Raw genomic sequence first — 14,789 nt, forward strand, 5'->3', positions numbered from 1 at the left:
GAGCTGCGGCCCATCTGCTCTTCCAGCTGGGTGACACGGGCGGAAAGTGTTTCCAGCTGGGTAATCAGTTGGCCCACCAGTGCTCTCACGGTTGGCGGTGTCGCCTCCCAGTCACTCTCAGAAATGCCGGCAGGTGGTGGATGCATCTCGGGCAGTCTCTGCCTGAGATCCAAGCTGTTTTCAGAGGTCTGTCAAGAGCGGAACTGCCCCGGAGCTTTCTCCCCCCCTGAACAGTTACGTTTATTGGAAGCCCAGTACGGGGAGCTTGTCGAGCGGGATGAACAGCGGAACCACCAAGCCAAGCAAGGGTCCTGATGTCGGTACACCTCTCATGAGCTTGGGTGATCTTGTCGGCTCCAGGGCCAGTCAGGCGGAAGCCATGATCAAGCAACGGGGTTTTCGCTTTTTGAAAGCCGATCCTTCTGGTAATGCAGTTTATGGCTATTGGCGTGAAGCCAGGACCAACAACTGTGTGGTCATCCGCACCGCCAATGGGCGTTACGACTCCATCGTCTACGGCACGCCCAGCTGTAACTGGTTCTCACGTTGTTGATCGGCAATGGCGATGCCATGCCTGGCTGGCTGGCTGGCTGGTTCTCGGCTGGCCAGCGATCCACAGGGGAAGCCACCCTCCTGGTGTCCCTTTTGGATGAAAAGGCCGCCATCCTGAGGCTGCCCATGGCCGCCATAGAGGTCGTGCGTCCACGAAGGGCGGTGGCCAAGGGCTTGAAGACGGCTTGTCTGACCACCTTCCCGGGGGTGGGACACGGTGTGTTGTTGCCCCCGCCCACGGGGCCTGCTGCCGCCTGTTCCATGCAGCTGCCTTTCCAGGATTCGGCCGGTGATCGGTGCGGGTCCGCCGACGGGGGAGACGGCCCGTGTCAGGGGCTACAGCCCAGCAGGGCGGCGTCCTCTACAACACCGCGAAGCTCAGGCTTTCTCCATCGCAGCGATGCCATGACCTCCGAACAGGCGGCCCAGCTCATCGACAACACGCTCGATCTGGTGCACCAGCGTCTGCAGGATCTCGAGGCGCAGGCCCTGAGCCATGAGCACCGCGCCCTGGCGGCGGAATTCCGCGAATGGCGCCAGCCCGCCGGTGGCCACATCGATCTGATGGTGTTTCCGGGGCTGGCCGAATCCTGAGGATGTCCGCCTCCCTCAGGAGGTCCGCTGACGGCGCTGCAGCCACCGCAGGCACAGCAGGCCGCTGAGCGGAGCCAGCACCGTGCCCACCACGGTCGAGCCCAGCAGCAGGCGGGCGGTGAAGTCCCAGCCCAGTTGGCGCAGGCTGTCGTGGCGCAGCACCAGGCCGCCCGGCCAGCCCTTGCCGGGGCCCAGCAGCAGGCTGCCCAGCTGGTAGTTGAACCAATAAAGCGGCAGGTAGGTGATCGGGTTGCTGATCCAGGTGCCGGCGGCGGCGAGCAGGTGGTTGCCCCGCACCAGGCTGGCCAGGGCCACCCCCAGCAGGGTCTGGAAGCCGAAGATCGGAAAGCAGCCCATGAACACCCCGGCCGCCAGGCCCCGGGCCCGCTGGCCGTGGCTGCCCTCCTGGCGCCAGAGCCATTCGATCGCTTGCCGCAGCTTCCTTCTCACTCCCTTCAGGGCCAGCGGCAGGGACGGAGACTGGGGGCGAAACGCTGCCATGGGACCAGTGACGCGGGCAGAGCTCCCGATTGGCGCGAACCCTAATGGCGACACCATCGCCGCCATCGCCACCGCCGTCGCCGCCGGGGCCGGCAGCGTGGCGATCGTGCGCCTCTCGGGCCCGGCGGCCGAGGCGATCGGCCGGCGTCTGTTTCTGGCCCCCGGCGCCCAGGCCTGGGAAAGTCACCGGGTGCTCTACGGCCACGTGGTAGTTCCCGAAAGCGGTGAGCGCGTCGATGAGGCCCTGGTGCTGCTGATGCGGGCCCCGCGCAGCTTCACCCGCGAGGACGTGGTGGAGCTGCACTGCCACGGCGGGCTGGTCGCGGTGCGGCGGGTGCTGGAGCTGGTGCTGGCCGCCGGCGCCCGCCTGGCCGGGGCCGGCGAGTTCAGCCAGCGGGCCTTCCTTAATGGCCGCCTCGACCTCACCCGCGCCGAGGCCATCGCCGAGATGATCGCCGCCCGCAGCCGGCGGGCGGCTGAGCTGGCCATGGCCGGCATCGACGGCGGTCTGCAGCGGCGCATCACCGGCCTGCGGGAGCGCCTGCTCGACCAGCTGGCCGAGCTGGAGGCCCGGGTCGACTTCGAGGAGGATCTGCCCCCGCTCGATGGTGCGTCGGTACGGGCCGAGCTGCTGGCGGTGCGGGGCGAGCTGGAGCAGCTGGTGGCCGACTCCCGCCAGGGGGAGCTGCTGCGCGAGGGCCTGCGGGTGGCCATCGTCGGCCGGCCCAACGTCGGCAAGTCGAGCCTGCTCAACCTGCTCAGCCGCCGCGAGCGGGCCATCGTCACCGACCTCCCCGGCACCACCCGCGACCTGCTGGAAAGCGACCTGGTGCTCGATGGGGTGCCCCTCACCCTGCTCGACACCGCCGGGATCCGCCCAACCGAAGACCGGGTGGAGCAGCTGGGCATCGCCCGCAGCCGCCAGGCCCTGGCCGGGGCCGATGCGGTGCTGCTGCTCTTCGATCTGGTGGCTGGCTGGACGGCCGCTGATCAGGAGCTGAGGGCCCTGGTGCCCGAGGGGGTACCCCTGCTGCTGGTGGGCAACAAGCGCGATGCTCTGCCGCCGGGGGCCGCTCCGGCCGGCGTCCCGTCGGCACCGCCGGAAGCCCCCGTCGTGGCCATCAGCGCCCTCACCGGCGCGGGTCGCGACGGACTGGTGGCGGCCCTGCTGGGCCTCTGCGGCGCCAGCGAGCTCCAGGGGCTGCAGGTGGCCCTCAACGGCCGGCAGCGGGAGCTGGCGGCGGCGGCGGCCACCAGCCTGGAGCGGTCGCTGGAGGCGGCCGACCAGGGCCTGCCCTGGGATTTCTGGACCATCGACCTGCGCGGCGCCATCGCCGGCCTGGGGGCGATCACCGGCGAGGAGGTGAGCGAGGCGGTGCTGGAGCGGATCTTTTCCCGCTTCTGCATCGGCAAATAGCCGGCGGCGCCGGCATCACGAAACACTCACCCCGGTTGACTGCTTGTCCTCGTGCGTCAATGCTTTGACGAACGGACTCCAGCGGGCGGATGCAAACCATCGACTGGCTCTGGATCCTGCACCCCGCCCTGGCGGTGGTGCTGATCTACCCCCTGATCGGCATGGTGGTGCGGCTCGGGGTCCAGGCCCGCCAGCGCCGTGTCGACAAGGCGAAGCTGCCCCCCACCACCGGCCGCGACCACGCCGACCTGGGCCAGTGGCTGTCGGCGGGGGTGGTGCTGCTGGTGCTGGTGGCGCTCACGGTGGTGATCGTCACCAAGCAGCCGCCGGAGGGCTTCACGGGCGGCCCCGGCCGTGCCCTGCAGCTGCTGCTGGTGCTGGGGGGCACGCTGGTGTCATTGCTGGCCCTCTGGCGGGTGAAGGCCAAGGGCTACCGGCTCGTCTTCGCCCTGCTCACCTGGGCGGGCGTTCTCGGCCTCGGGGCCCAGCCGGAGGTGTGGCGCCTCAGTGACAACCCGCTGAGCCCCGCGTTCTGGCAGTCCCATTACTGGGCCGGGGTGGCCGTGGTGGGGCTGATGATCTTTTCGCTGGCCGCCCGCCCGGAGATCCTCAGGGATCTGCGCTGGCGCCGGCTGCATCTCAGCGCCTCGATCCTGGCGGCGGTGCTGTTCGTGGCGCAGGGGATCACCGGCAGCCGCGACCTGCTGGAGATTCCCCTGGCCTGGCAGAAGCCCACCATCTTTGCCTGCGATTCGGTGAAGCGGGTCTGTCCGCCCTTTGCCCCGCCTGAGGCGCCGGCCCCCGCCGCCGCTCCTGCCGGCAGCTGATGTCGCCTGCTACTGCCGCTGTGCCGGTGCTGCCCTTCACCCCTGCCCTGGAGGCCCAGTTGCGCGGCTGGCTGGACGAGGACATCGGCCGCGGCGATCTCACCGCCCCGGCCCTGATCGGCCGCCCTGGCCGGGCCCACTGGGTCACCCGCGCCGATGGGGTGTTCTGCGGCGGGGTGCTGGTGGGGCCGCTGCTGGCGTTGTTGGATCCCCAGACATCGGTGCGGCTGCTGGTGGCCGATGGGGAGCCGGTGGTTGCCGGCCAGCGGCTGCTGGCGCTGGAGGGGCCGGCGGCCGCCCTGGTGGCGGCGGAGCGCACGGCCCTCAACCTGGCCATGCGTCTGTCGGGCATCGCCACCGCCACCGCCGCCCTGGTGCAGGTGCTGGCGGGCACCGGCGTGCGCCTGGCCGACACTCGCAAGACCACCCCCGGCCTGCGGGTGCTGGAGAAGTACGCCGTGCGCTGCGGCGGCGGCTGCAACCACCGCCTCGGCCTCGACGATGCCGCCATGCTCAAGGAGAACCACCTGGCCTGGTCGGGGGGCGTGGCGCCGGCCATCGCGGCGGTGCGGGCCGCGGCCCCCTGGCCGGCGCGGCTGATTGTGGAGGCGGAAACCCCGGCCGAGGCGATGGCGGCGGTGCAGGCCGGTGCTGATGCGGTGCTGCTCGACGACTTCACCCCCGCGGCGCTGGCGGCCCTGGTGCCCCAGCTGCGGGCCCTGGCGCCGGCGGTGCTGCTGGAGGCCTCCGGGGTGCGGCCCGAGCAGCTGGCGGCCTACGCCGCCACCGGCATCGATCTGATCTCCACCAGCGCCCCGGTCACCCGCAGCCCGTGGCTGGATCTGAGCATGCGCTTCGACCCCCTGCTGGCCTGAGCCGGGGCCTTGGTGAAGAATCGCCTGAGTCCCCCGGCAGCGCTGGCTCCGCCACCGATCGGTTGCCAGAGTGGGCGGGGATGACCCCCGAGCCGACCCGCGTGCCGCAGCGACCCGTGCCGCATCCAGCCCTTCCGCACCCAGCAGCTCCGGCGAAGGCCGTCCCGATCGGGGTCGCCGCCCGAGCCAGGCGGTGCGGCGTGGTGGGACCCTCCCTGCTGCTGGCGCTGGTGGCGGCGCTGGGCAGCCCCACGCCAGCCAGGGCCGAATCGGTGCTCGAGCAGGCGGCGCGCACCGGCGAGATCACCATGGCCGGCCCCACCGACATGGTGCCCTTCGCCTACCGCGATGCCAGCAAGACGCTGGTGGGCTACAGCCTCGATGTGGCCCGGTTGATCGAGGCAGAGGTCTCCACCTATCTCAACCGGCCGGTGAAGATCGTCTACACCGTCAACGCGGATCCGCTGGCGGTGTTCCGTGACGTGAGCCGCGGTGATGTGGATCTGGCCTGTGGGGTTCAGTTCACCTGGGAGCGGGAGATGTTCGTCGACTTCTCGATGCCCTTCGCCCTCTCCGGGATTCGCGTGCTCACCCGGGAGGGGGGGCTCGATGGCTCGGCGGCCTCGATGGCGGGCAAGCGGATCGGCGTGGTGAAGGACTCCCTGGGCAGTGCCACCATCGCGGCCGTGCAGCCGACGGCGGTGCGGGTGCCCTTCGCCGGAATCGAGCCGGCGGTGCGGGCGTTGCTGGCCGGCCAGGTGGATGGCGTGGGGGGCGATTCCCTGCTGCTCGCCGGTGCTGTTCAGAGCTTTGGCGGCAAGGGTTACGGCCTGGTGCCCGCGGAGGCCTTCTCCCGCTTTGCGGTGGGTTGCATTCTTCCGGAAGACAACTCCACCTTCCGCAACCTGGTCAACCTGGCCATCGCCCGGCTGGTGCAGGGCTACCTCGACGATGAGCCGGCTGCCGTGGCCAGCGTCAACCGCTGGCTGGGTCCGAAGGGAGTCCTGGCGTTGCCCCCCGACGTGATCAAGGCCTATTTCCAGTCCGTTCTGCTCAACTACGAACGGGTCAGGCCCCTGTCGGCCACGAGCCCATCGCCTGTCGTCCCCACCTCACCTGCCCGTTAAGGAGTGCCGCCCCATGTCCATCACCTCCCGCGCGGCCCTGCTCGGTTTCTCCCTGGCTTTGGCGGCCTTGACCGCTCCGGCCGCCGGCCAGGCGGCCCTGCTGCTCTCCCCGGCCAGCACACCCTCCATCGAGCAACGGTTGCAGCGCATCAGCGCAGCGTTCCGCGCCCAGGGTGACGGGAGCGGGGCGGATGGCGCCTCCCCCGGCGACCAGCGGCTGGCCTATGGCTTCGCCAACGGCGGCCGGGGCGGCTTCGCCAACGCGGCCCGGGGCGGCTTCGTCAATGGGCACCCCTACTACGGCGGCGGCGGCGGCTTCCGCAACGGGGGCGGCGGTTTCGTCAATGCCAGGGGCGGGGGCGGCTTCGTGAATGGGGGCGGCATGCGCGGTGGGGCGTTCCGGAACTGGTAGGTCCCGCCAGGCCAGGGCGTTTCATGCCCCAACGCTGCCGTGGGCAAGCCCTGAAACCGCCCTTAAGGTGCAGCACGTGCACAGCTCTGCCCATGGATTTTCCTGCTGCGCCGGTTGCCTCCGGTTCCGTCCGATCCCGCAGCAGCAGGCTCCTGGCCCTGGGAGCCCTGGCCTGCCTCTGGTCCCTGGGGGCCGCGACACCAGCCAGCGCCGCCGACGCCGTGCTGGAGCAGGCGGCCAAGTCCGGCGAGGTACTGATGGTCGGCCCCGCCGACAGCCCGCCCTTGGTCATGATCGGGCCGAACGGGGAACCGGAGGGTTACGCCATCGAACTGGCCCGTCGCATCGACCGCCAGCTCAAGGCGGAACTGGGCAACAACGTCCGGATCCGCTTCGCCCCCGTGGACAACACCACCGTCACGGTGGGGGCTGTCTCCAGCGGCAAGGCCGGCCTGGCCTGTGGCGTGCCGTTCAGCTGGGAGAACGAGAAGCTGGTCGACTTTTCCCTCCCGATCGGTCTTTCCGGCCTGAGGCTGCTCACCCGCCGCGGCAGCCTTGATGGTTCCCCGGCCTCCCTCGCCGGTCAATCGATCGCTGTGGTGGAGGGGTCCCTTGGGGCCGGGCTGCTTGGTTCCCTCCAGCCCAACGCCAGGGCGGTCAGCTTCCCCACCCTGGCCCTGGCGGTTACGGGCCTGGAGCAGAACAAGGTGACGGGCGTGCTGGGCGATGCCAACGTGCTGGCGGGTCTGCGGCACCAGCGCCGACTGTCGGGCGTGCGCCTGGTGCCTGAGCAGCCCTACGTGAGCTATGGCGTCGGCTGCATCGTGCCGGAGAACAACTCCAGGCTGCTGAACGTGGTCAACCTGGCCATCGCGGGCCTCCTCCAGGGCTACCTGGAGGGCCGCCCCGAGGCCGTGGCCAGCATCGCCCCCTGGGTCGGCCCCACGGGTGTTCTGGTGGTTCCCACCGAGCGCGTCCGCGCCCTCTTCGAATCCGTGCTGCTGACCCGTGAAGGGTTCCACCTGGGGGCCCCTGCACCGGTGGCGCCCCGATGAGCGCGCGGCCCTCCGCCCTGCAGCGGCCTGACCGCTCCGTCCCGCTCCCCCTTCCCTCCCTGGTAGCCCTCCGATGACGAACCACCCCCGTGCCGGTTTGTTCAGTTTCCTGCTCCTGTTGGCGGCCCTGGCCCCCGCCGGCGCCTTGGCCCAGGCCTCGTCCCAGCTGGAGGCCGCGCCCGGGTCGATCGATGCCCGCCTGCGGCGCATCTCCGAGGCCATGGGGCAGGAGCCGTCCGGTCAGGAGCCAGCCGAGGGCCGGGCCAAAGCCCCCGATGGCCGCCTTGCCTACATCTTCGTGAACGGGGGCGGCCCCCGCTTCGGCTGGGGCAACGGCGGTTTCCGCAACGGCGGCTGGGGCAACGGGGGCTTCCGCAACGGCGGTTGGGGCAACGGCGGCTTCCGCAACGGCGGTTGGGGCAACGGTGGCTTCCGGAACGGTGGTTTCCGCAACTTCTGGTGATCGCCATCGGTACCCCGCCGCCCGGAAACCCTGAAGGCTTCGGGCCGTTGCAGCTGCTGGTGGTCCAGCCCACGCCTTACTGCAATCTCGACTGCGACTACTGCTACCTGCCCAACCGCGACGACCGGCACCGGTTACCGCTGGAGCTGCTGGAGGCGGCCCTGGACCGGGTGCTGGAGAGCCCGTATGTGGGTGGCGACTTCACCCTGCTGTGGCATGCCGGTGAACCGCTCACCGTGCCGATCGCCTTCTACGACGCGGCCAGCGCCTGCGTGCGGCGGGCGCTGGAGCGCTGGCAGGGGGAGCCCCTGGCGATCCACCAGTCGGTGCAGACCAACGCCACGCTGATCAACGCGGCCTGGTGCGACTGCTTCGAGCGCAACGGCATCTCTGTGGGCGTGAGCATGGACGGGCCGGCCTTCCTCCACGATCTCCACCGCCGCACCCGCACCGGCCTGGGGACCCATGCCGCCACCGTCCGCGGCATCGAGCATCTGCGCCGCCGCGGCATCCCCTTCCAGGTGATCGCCGTGATCACGGAGGAATCCCTCGGCCACGCCGATGAGCTGTTTGCCTTCTTCGTCGAGCACGGCATCACCGACGTGGCCTTCAACATGGAGGAGACCGAGGGGGAGAACCGGGTCTCCACCCTCAGCCGTCCCCATGCTGAGGCGGCCTATCGCCAGTTTCTGCAGCGGTTCTGGGGGCTGTGGCAGGAGCAGCCTGAGCGGATGCGGGTGCGGGAGTTTGAAGGCATCTGCAGCCTGGCCCAGGCCGATGCCCGCCTGGAGTGCACCGACATGAACAACCCCTTTGCGATCGTCAATGTGGATGCCCGTGGGGCGATTTCCACCTTCGATCCCGAGTTGCTCTCGGTGCAGACAGACACCTACGGCGATTTCGTGCTGGGCCATGTGCAGAGCGACAGCCTGGTGTCGATCGCCGCCAGCCCCAAGTTTCGGCGCATCCTGGCGGACATGCGCGCCGGCACCGACCGCTGTCGCGCCGAGTGTGCCTACTTCGGTCTGTGTGGGGGAGGCGCCGGCAGCAACAAGTACTGGGAGCACGGCACCCTCGCCTGCACCGAAACCCAGGCCTGCCGCTACCGGATCAAGCTGACGGCCGATGTGGTGCTTGCCGGCCTGGAGGAAGCGCTGGGTCTGGCGTCCTGATCCTCACCCGACATCCCTACGGATGTTCATGTCCCCAATAAAGTTTGTAACGGCCTCCCGGCGGCCTGCCCTAGGCGATCTCGCAGCGCCGCATCCCGCGCCATTCCTGACTCCAGAAAGGGTGAGCCAAGGGGGATGGAGGAGGGGGAGGCCTTGTTGGTCCTCGTCAACCCCGCTCCCCCCTCCTGCTGGTCAATGGGCTGGGGGTTCTTCTTTCTCCGGAGGGGCCAAGGATTCAAAGAACTCCTCTTCGCGCTTGGAGGCCGACTTCTGGAACGGCATCCCAGGCCTGGCCTGGCCAGTTCCAGCCCGCCGAGGCCGGAGAGACGCCCAGAGGCGGCCTAGCAGGTCAGGCACTTCAACCAGGAATGGCACGATGCTGTTTTTTCTCTGGGCCAGCGTGGCGAAGGCGATGGCGAAGGCCATGGAAGAGATCATGACCCGCAAGCTCTCCCGGGTGATCCGTTCGCCCGTGGCAGGGTCGATGGGTGCGACCCTCGCCTTGAACTGGCCTTCCGCCTGATCCACTCGGGAAAGAAGTTGCCGTTTCAGTTGCGGCAGGGGAATGGCGGGGAATCGCTCGGGATCGAGGGTGATGCGCAGATCAGGACGCTGCAACGCGAGAAGGCGTTTCTGAAGATCTTCGGTACTGGTGGCCTGCGTGATGGCCTGACGAACAGCATTTCCTCGTTCGGTGGCGCTGGCCTGCTGCTGGCTTGCGACGGAATTGGAACGGAGATAGGACGTCCAGACGACATGGCCCTGCAAGGGAACGATCAGCAGAAATCCGAGGCTGGCCAGGATGGCCAGCCGAGCCAAAGCATCCCGTCGCCTCTGAAGCCGGAGATTGGCCGGGTAGAGGTAAGCAGCTAGATGCAACAGAGCCAGACCGAGCAGTGGAATGGGTGCAGCTTCCACGGCGATCTTGATGCTGCTGAGTTGCCAGAGTGGATCGAGCAACTTTGGCGGCAGGATGAACGCCAGAACCGAGATCAGATAGACCGCAAACAGAGCCATGGCGACCACCGCCAGACGGTCGGCGAAAATCGCCTCCTCAAGACTTCTGATTTGTGGGGTCGTAGTCATTGTTGAGAGTATGGCGGTAAGTCAGGCTCTGAAAATGTGAACTCTTGATGTCTGAATCAGACGTGCTTAATCCTTGTCTTCGCCATTTATTCTGACATGTCTTTGGCCAGCCATGGTATGAAGCTTATTCAGATAAAGCCTGGTCGAAGTCAGGCTGAGTTAGGCACTGGAGGTACAAGCCAGCCTGGGCCTAAATGGTCATAACCAGTCTGTCATCAATAGGATGTCCGTCGCATTGTTGAGGCAGAATGCAAAAAGCCTGCTCAATATGAACAGGCTCATGAATCAATCACTAATTAACTGAGGGTAGCAGCTGAGTGATGTGACAATCAACCAATCACGGATTGGACTTTCATGCGGCGGCGCAGTTTCCGGCTGTAACCAAAAGCGGCTGCGGCGCCGAGCAGGGGAAGTGGGCCAGGCACTTCATCCCCAGGGGTTTGAGGGACGCCACCCCCGGTTCTGATGCTTGTTGCCCATACTTTATCGCTTCCTTCTCCAATCGGAATATCCTTCCACCGCATAAAGAAGTTACCAGGGAATTGGCCCGCGGACGGAGTACCATCTGGCGCACCGGTGTCGTTGAACAACGCCACGAAGGCATCGCGGTATTGGGTGGCGGTGGTCAAAGGATCATTAGTGCTACTAAAAGTGAATGTTCCTACTGTAGTGGAATCGCCGTTCGCCAAGCCGTCAGCGGGAGATCCACTAGCGTCACAGTCACTCGGAGGGTTAATTGACGCACAGATGTCGAATGTTGTATTATCTAGCATGCCGTTAGTTACTATATTCCATTTTGGGTCTGACGCTACAAAGCTGTCGCTGACATAGCTAATATCGGAGACGGTTGGAGGGTTGGTGGGTAGATTGAAGCCAGTGCTAACAAGCTTGGAGCTCGTTGTCGAGAGATTGTTCAGACTAAGAACCATCTTTCCGGGCGTGCCCGAAAGAAAGGTGTAAGTGGCTTCGCCAAGGATTCCATTGATACCCCCATTCGTACTGCTGGCGGAGGTGGACTCAAAATGAAGCGTGAAGAAGGGGTCGTCGACGGCTAAGGCGGGAAAAGCTGCTAGGAGGCTCAGGATCCCAGCTGCAGACACGGTGCCGACGGACCTGGCAACCACACGGGTTGCTGAACGCGTGGTGAGTGGGCCCATGGTGAAAGCAGTAGGATAAGTGAAGAGTGCACCACCTTTCCTGTGCTGATTTTCAGGTTGGTCATAGTTGTTCGCGTAGGCGGCTGAATCCCGGCCTGTGCCGGCTTCGGTCCTCGCCGGTTCGGTTCCTGAAAGCCGTTGCGGGAGCAGGGTATTTGCTGGCTACGGGGTTGGTACTCTCGTGGCGATGGGCCTGAGCCGTCGTGGGCCGGGGTCAGGGAATGGCCATGTCCGATGGGTGATCCTGCAGCAGGTCTGCAGCAAACGGCCCTTCGGGTGCCGGCTCTCTCCTCCCGTCTGCCCGGCGCAAGGGAGCTCTCAAGTCCCCCACAGGTCGGCCGACGCGTCATGTCTGCCGCCGCAGATCGCCGCCCCGGTGATGGTGGATGTCTCCAGCCCCAACACCGCCAAGGAGAGACACGTGCGCTCCACGACCATCGGTGATTCCACCCTCAGGACGCATCCAGGAGCCAGCCCCCTTTCACCTGAATTGATCGGATGAGGGTGTCCGACCCCCATCGTCGCCACTGGCAGGAGCGCCAGGTCCGGGAGCGTGAGGCTTGCGTGAGTCTTCTGCTGAGGGCCTTGCCGGCGGCCAGCCGCTGCGCCGAGGCCCTGCAACGCCGCTGGCCGGCGATCGATGGCGTGTGGCTGTTCGTGTTCGACCATCGACGGGAGGTTCGGCATGGCTTCCGATAGCGACCTCGCCGTGGATGGCTTGCCAAAGCTGGATCTGCTTGAGCCCATGGCGGAAGCGGAATTCACCGCTGGCAACATCCCCGTTGACCTGGTGCGCCTGGAAAGCCTGCCGCCCCACTGGCAGCAGCGGATACGGGAACGCGGCCAGCGCCTGCTGTGACATCCGACGGTCCTTCCAGGCAGAAGCTGGATGATCTTCTGCTCGACCTCCGTGTGGAGCGCTCGAAGCTGGACACGCTGGTGGAGAGCTTGCGGGACATCGAACGGTCCATGGAGCAGGACCCCCTCCCGCCCCTCTGGGTGGACGCGGTCGCCCTGCGCCTGCAGAGCTTTCATACCGGCATCGAGCGCTGCTTCGTGCCCATCGTTCGCGTCATCAACGGCGCAACCCCTGACGGCGCCGATTGGCATCGCCGGGTGCAGGAGCTCAACGAGGGTCTGTGACCCCTCGCTCCACCGGGGAGGATGATCACGGCCACGCCCGCCATTGCATCGGTTTCGTTCCATGCTGCGCCTTTCCCAAGCCCTGAACACCCTGTTGGTGGGGGCAGTGGAGAGGGCGTTCCCCGAGGCGGCGGCCGCCGCCCGAGAGGCTGGCGCGCCACTGGATCCCCAGCTGGGGCCGGCCTCGAAACCGGAGTTCGGTGATTTCCAGGCCAATGGCGCCCTGGCCCTGGCCCGGCCCCTGAAGCTGGCCCCCCGTGCCATTGCCGCCGCGATCGTGGCCCAGCTGGAGGCCGACCCGGCCTTTGCGGCCCTGTGCCTGCCGCCTGAGATCGCTGGCCCGGGCTTCATCAACCTCACCCTCAAGCCCGAGCTGCTGGCCGCCGAGGTGGCGCGCTGCCTGGCCGATCCCCGGCTGGGGGTGGAGGCCGTGGCCGCAGGCGGCGCCCCGGTGGTGGTGGACTTTTCAAGCCCCAACATCGCCAAGGAGATGCACGTGGGCCATCTGCGCTCCACGATCATCGGCGACGCCCTGGCGCGGGTGCTGGAGTTCCGCGGCCATCCGGTGCTGCGGCTCAATCACGTCGGCGACTGGGGCACCCAGTTCGGCATGCTCATCACCCACCTCAAGCAGGAGGCCCCCGAGGCCCTCGACACCGCCGACGCCGTCGATCTGGGCGATCTGGTGGCCTTCTACCGCCAGGCCAAGGCCCGCTTCGACGCCGATGAGGCTTTCCAGGCCACGGCGCGCGAGGAGGTGGTGAAGCTGCAGAGCGGCGATCCGGTGTCCCGCAAGGCTTGGCAACTGCTCTGCGATCAGTCGCGCCGCGAATTCCAGCGCCTCTACGACCGCCTCGACATCCGTCTTGAGGAGCGCGGCGAGTCTTTTTACAACCCCTACCTGGAGTCGGTGGTGGCCGACCTGGCCGTCGAGGGCCTGCTCGTCAGCGACGGTGGCGCCCAGTGTGTGTTCCTCAAGGGGGAGGACGGGGCGGCCAGCCAGGCGCCGCCGGTGATCGTGCGCAAGAGCGATGGCGGCTTCAACTACGCCACCACCGACCTGGCGGCCATCCGTTATCGCTTCGCCGCATCTCCCGATGGTGATGGGGCCCGGCGGGTGATCTATGTGACCGACGCCGGCCAGGCCAGCCATTTCGCCGGGGTGTTCCAGGTGGCCCGCCGCGCCGGCTGGATTCCCGACGACGGCTGCCTGGAGCATGTGCCCTTCGGGCTGGTGCAGGGGGAGGACGGCAAGAAGCTCAAGACTCGCTCCGGCGACACCGTGCGGCTCAAGGAGCTGCTGGATGAGGCGGTGGAGCGCTGCGAGGCCGATCTGCACCGCCGCCTGGTCGAAGAGGAGCGCCACGAGGACGCCGCCTTCATCCGTGAGGTCTCCACCACCGTGGGCCTGGCGGCAGTGAAGTACGCCGACCTGAGTACCAACCGAATCACCAACTACCAGTTCAGCTTCGATCGCATGCTGGCCCTCAGCGGCAACACCGCCCCCTATCTGCTCTATGCGGTGGTGCGGATCGCCGGGATTGCCCGCAAGGGCGGCGCCGATGCCGCCGGCGCCGCTTTCCCCGCCCCCCTGGTGTTCGGCGAACCCCAGGAGTGGGCGCTGGTGCGCCAGTTGCTGCAGTTCGATGCGGTGATCCTGGAGGTGGAACAGGAACTGCTGCCCAACCGGCTGTGCAGCTACCTGTTTGAGCTCTCCCAGGTGTTCAACCGCTTCTACGACCAGGTGCCCGTGCTCAAGGCCGAAGAACCGGCCCGCGGATCGCGGCTGGCCCTCTGCCGCCTCAGCGCCGACACCCTCAAGCTGGGCCTGGGGCTGCTCGGCATCACCACTCTGGAGAGGATGTGAGGCTGGGTGATCTGGCCAGATAATCCTCCTGAAGGATGTACATGCGTTTGACGTCGCGGTACTGGCCTTCGATGAAGAACTCGCCCACCAGGTGACCTTCTTCGACAAAGCCGCATTGTTCATAGAGGTGCAGCGCCTTGGCGTTGTCGACGGAGACGGAAAGGTAGATCTTGTGCAGGTTCAGGATCGTGAAGGAGTAGTCGAGGGCCTTGTGGATGCAGAAGCGTGCAAAGCCTTTGCCCTGGTGGGCAGGGGCCACGATGATCTGAAACTCAGCCCGACGATGAATGTAATCAATCTCGATCAGTTCCACCAAGCCGATCAATTCCTTGTCCTTGTTCTCGACGACAAAGCGACGCTCGGCGTTGTCGTGGATATGGCGCATGTAGAGCTCTTCCAGTTCGTCGAACGACTCGTAGGGTTCTTCGAACCAGTAGGCCATGACGCTCCTGTTGTTCACCTGGTCGTGAATGAATCGCAGGTCGCCTCGCTCCAGGGCCCGCAGGACCAGCTCCGCTTTCGCCACCGGATTCCTCGCGCA

18 protein-coding genes are annotated in these 14,789 nt (G+C 67.0%); 14 read left to right on the forward strand and 4 right to left on the reverse strand.

Annotation, left to right across the window (positions count from 1 at the left end):
- Nucleotides 1-277: 277 nt before the first annotated feature.
- Both KBZ33_RS06035 and KBZ33_RS06040 read left to right on the forward strand, forming a co-directional pair.
- Nucleotides 278-553 (forward strand): hypothetical protein, encoded by a 276-nt coding sequence (locus KBZ33_RS06035; RefSeq protein ID WP_254951622.1) that lies wholly within the window; start codon nucleotides 278-280, stop codon nucleotides 551-553.
- A gap of 404 nt (nucleotides 554-957) precedes the next feature.
- Entirely contained in the window at nucleotides 958-1,146 is a 189-nt protein-coding gene (locus KBZ33_RS06040; RefSeq protein WP_254951620.1) for a hypothetical protein, read from the forward strand.
- A gap of 15 nt (nucleotides 1,147-1,161) precedes the next feature.
- Here KBZ33_RS06040 and KBZ33_RS06045 read toward each other — a convergent pair whose 3' ends face one another.
- A complete protein-coding gene (locus KBZ33_RS06045) occupies nucleotides 1,162-1,647 on the reverse strand; it encodes a DUF2062 domain-containing protein (protein ID WP_254951618.1) in 486 nt (161 codons plus the stop codon).
- Here KBZ33_RS06045 and mnmE point away from each other — a divergent pair.
- The 8 genes from mnmE (at nucleotide 1,646) to grrM (ending at nucleotide 8,995) form a co-directional block, all read left to right on the forward strand.
- Nucleotides 1,646-3,064 carry a tRNA uridine-5-carboxymethylaminomethyl(34) synthesis GTPase MnmE gene (mnmE, locus tag KBZ33_RS06050; RefSeq protein WP_254951617.1) on the forward strand — a complete coding sequence of 473 codons (1,419 nt, stop codon included), beginning with the start codon at nucleotides 1,646-1,648 and terminating at the stop codon, nucleotides 3,062-3,064. The genes KBZ33_RS06045 and mnmE overlap by 2 nt on opposite strands.
- 89 nt (nucleotides 3,065-3,153) lie before the next feature.
- The gene (locus tag KBZ33_RS06055) at nucleotides 3,154-3,891 is read left to right on the forward strand and encodes a DUF4079 domain-containing protein (RefSeq protein ID WP_254951615.1); all 738 of its coding nucleotides are present in this window, start codon (nucleotides 3,154-3,156) and stop codon (nucleotides 3,889-3,891) included.
- Nucleotides 3,891-4,766, forward strand: a complete 876-nt coding sequence (nadC, locus tag KBZ33_RS06060) for a carboxylating nicotinate-nucleotide diphosphorylase (protein WP_254951613.1) — start codon at nucleotides 3,891-3,893, stop codon at nucleotides 4,764-4,766. The genes KBZ33_RS06055 and nadC overlap by 1 nt, the downstream gene beginning before the upstream one ends.
- A 203-nt stretch (nucleotides 4,767-4,969) precedes the next feature.
- The gene (gene grrP, locus KBZ33_RS06065; RefSeq protein ID WP_254951611.1) at nucleotides 4,970-5,893 is read left to right on the forward strand and encodes an extracellular substrate binding-like orphan protein GrrP; all 924 of its coding nucleotides are present in this window, start codon (nucleotides 4,970-4,972) and stop codon (nucleotides 5,891-5,893) included.
- A 13-nt stretch (nucleotides 5,894-5,906) separates the two neighbouring features.
- Nucleotides 5,907-6,305, forward strand: a complete 399-nt coding sequence (gene grrA, locus KBZ33_RS06070) for a GrrA/OscA1 family cyclophane-containing rSAM-modified RiPP (protein WP_254951610.1) — start codon at nucleotides 5,907-5,909, stop codon at nucleotides 6,303-6,305.
- A 92-nt stretch (nucleotides 6,306-6,397) separates the two neighbouring features.
- Nucleotides 6,398-7,360 (forward strand): extracellular substrate binding-like orphan protein GrrP, encoded by a 963-nt coding sequence (gene grrP, locus KBZ33_RS06075; RefSeq protein ID WP_254951608.1) that lies wholly within the window; start codon nucleotides 6,398-6,400, stop codon nucleotides 7,358-7,360.
- Between the two features lie 73 nt (nucleotides 7,361-7,433).
- On the forward strand, nucleotides 7,434-7,823 hold the full coding sequence (gene grrA / locus KBZ33_RS06080; RefSeq protein WP_254951606.1) for a GrrA/OscA1 family cyclophane-containing rSAM-modified RiPP: 390 nt from the start codon (nucleotides 7,434-7,436) through the stop codon (nucleotides 7,821-7,823).
- Nucleotides 7,820-8,995: a cyclophane-forming radical SAM/SPASM peptide maturase GrrM/OscB gene (grrM, locus tag KBZ33_RS06085; protein ID WP_254951604.1), complete on the forward strand. Its 1,176-nt coding sequence runs from the start codon at nucleotides 7,820-7,822 to the stop codon at nucleotides 8,993-8,995. The genes grrA (KBZ33_RS06080) and grrM overlap by 4 nt, the downstream gene beginning before the upstream one ends.
- 192 nt (nucleotides 8,996-9,187) lie before the next feature.
- On the opposite strand, the gene KBZ33_RS06090 is transcribed toward grrM, so the two are convergent.
- A complete protein-coding gene (locus KBZ33_RS06090) occupies nucleotides 9,188-10,081 on the reverse strand; it encodes an HpsJ family protein (protein WP_254951602.1) in 894 nt (297 codons plus the stop codon).
- A 329-nt stretch (nucleotides 10,082-10,410) separates the two neighbouring features.
- A complete protein-coding gene (locus tag KBZ33_RS06095; protein ID WP_254951600.1) occupies nucleotides 10,411-11,238 on the reverse strand; it encodes a hypothetical protein in 828 nt (275 codons plus the stop codon).
- Between the two features lie 498 nt (nucleotides 11,239-11,736).
- Between KBZ33_RS06095 and KBZ33_RS06100 the strand changes: the two genes are divergently transcribed.
- The 4 genes from KBZ33_RS06100 (at nucleotide 11,737) to argS (ending at nucleotide 14,248) form a co-directional block, all read left to right on the forward strand.
- Complete coding sequence (locus KBZ33_RS06100; protein WP_254951598.1) at nucleotides 11,737-11,937, forward strand: hypothetical protein; 201 nt, start codon at nucleotides 11,737-11,739, stop codon at nucleotides 11,935-11,937.
- Nucleotides 11,924-12,097, forward strand: a complete 174-nt coding sequence (locus KBZ33_RS06105; RefSeq protein WP_254951596.1) for a hypothetical protein — start codon at nucleotides 11,924-11,926, stop codon at nucleotides 12,095-12,097. Before KBZ33_RS06100 ends, KBZ33_RS06105 begins: the two co-directional genes overlap by 14 nt.
- A complete protein-coding gene (locus KBZ33_RS06110; protein WP_254951594.1) occupies nucleotides 12,094-12,381 on the forward strand; it encodes a hypothetical protein in 288 nt (95 codons plus the stop codon). The genes KBZ33_RS06105 and KBZ33_RS06110 overlap by 4 nt, the downstream gene beginning before the upstream one ends.
- A 61-nt stretch (nucleotides 12,382-12,442) precedes the next feature.
- On the forward strand, nucleotides 12,443-14,248 hold the full coding sequence (argS, locus tag KBZ33_RS06115) for an arginine--tRNA ligase (protein WP_254951592.1): 1,806 nt from the start codon (nucleotides 12,443-12,445) through the stop codon (nucleotides 14,246-14,248).
- Here the strand turns inward: argS and speG are convergent.
- Entirely contained in the window at nucleotides 14,226-14,774 is a 549-nt protein-coding gene (gene speG, locus KBZ33_RS06120) for a spermidine N1-acetyltransferase (protein ID WP_254951590.1), read from the reverse strand. The two genes, argS and speG, sit on opposite strands and share 23 nt — an antisense overlap.
- Nucleotides 14,775-14,789 lie beyond the last annotated feature (15 nt).

The organism is Cyanobium sp. Cruz-8D1, assembly GCF_024345975.1.
Classification (GTDB): domain Bacteria; phylum Cyanobacteriota; class Cyanobacteriia; order PCC-6307; family Cyanobiaceae; genus Cyanobium.

What these genes read in the sequence shown, in the direction of transcription:
- KBZ33_RS06035 (WP_254951622.1), top strand. Translation starts at nt 278, where the DNA reads ATGAACAGCGGAACCACCAAGCCAAGCAAGGGTCCTGATGTCGGTACA.
- KBZ33_RS06040 (WP_254951620.1), top strand. Translation starts at nt 958, where the DNA reads ATGACCTCCGAACAGGCGGCCCAGCTCATCGACAACACGCTCGATCTG.
- mnmE (WP_254951617.1), top strand. Translation starts at nt 1,646, where the DNA reads ATGGGACCAGTGACGCGGGCAGAGCTCCCGATTGGCGCGAACCCTAAT.
- KBZ33_RS06045 (WP_254951618.1), bottom strand. Translation starts at nt 1,647, where the DNA reads ATGGCAGCGTTTCGCCCCCAGTCTCCGTCCCTGCCGCTGGCCCTGAAG.
- KBZ33_RS06055 (WP_254951615.1), top strand. Translation starts at nt 3,154, where the DNA reads ATGCAAACCATCGACTGGCTCTGGATCCTGCACCCCGCCCTGGCGGTG.
- nadC (WP_254951613.1), top strand. Translation starts at nt 3,891, where the DNA reads ATGTCGCCTGCTACTGCCGCTGTGCCGGTGCTGCCCTTCACCCCTGCC.
- grrA (WP_254951610.1), top strand. Translation starts at nt 5,907, where the DNA reads ATGTCCATCACCTCCCGCGCGGCCCTGCTCGGTTTCTCCCTGGCTTTG.
- grrP (WP_254951608.1), top strand. Translation starts at nt 6,398, where the DNA reads ATGGATTTTCCTGCTGCGCCGGTTGCCTCCGGTTCCGTCCGATCCCGC.
- grrA (WP_254951606.1), top strand. Translation starts at nt 7,434, where the DNA reads ATGACGAACCACCCCCGTGCCGGTTTGTTCAGTTTCCTGCTCCTGTTG.
- KBZ33_RS06090 (WP_254951602.1), bottom strand. Translation starts at nt 10,081, where the DNA reads ATGACTACGACCCCACAAATCAGAAGTCTTGAGGAGGCGATTTTCGCC.
- KBZ33_RS06095 (WP_254951600.1), bottom strand. Translation starts at nt 11,238, where the DNA reads ATGGGCCCACTCACCACGCGTTCAGCAACCCGTGTGGTTGCCAGGTCC.
- KBZ33_RS06100 (WP_254951598.1), top strand. Translation starts at nt 11,737, where the DNA reads ATGAGGGTGTCCGACCCCCATCGTCGCCACTGGCAGGAGCGCCAGGTC.
- KBZ33_RS06105 (WP_254951596.1), top strand. Translation starts at nt 11,924, where the DNA reads ATGGCTTCCGATAGCGACCTCGCCGTGGATGGCTTGCCAAAGCTGGAT.
- argS (WP_254951592.1), top strand. Translation starts at nt 12,443, where the DNA reads ATGCTGCGCCTTTCCCAAGCCCTGAACACCCTGTTGGTGGGGGCAGTG.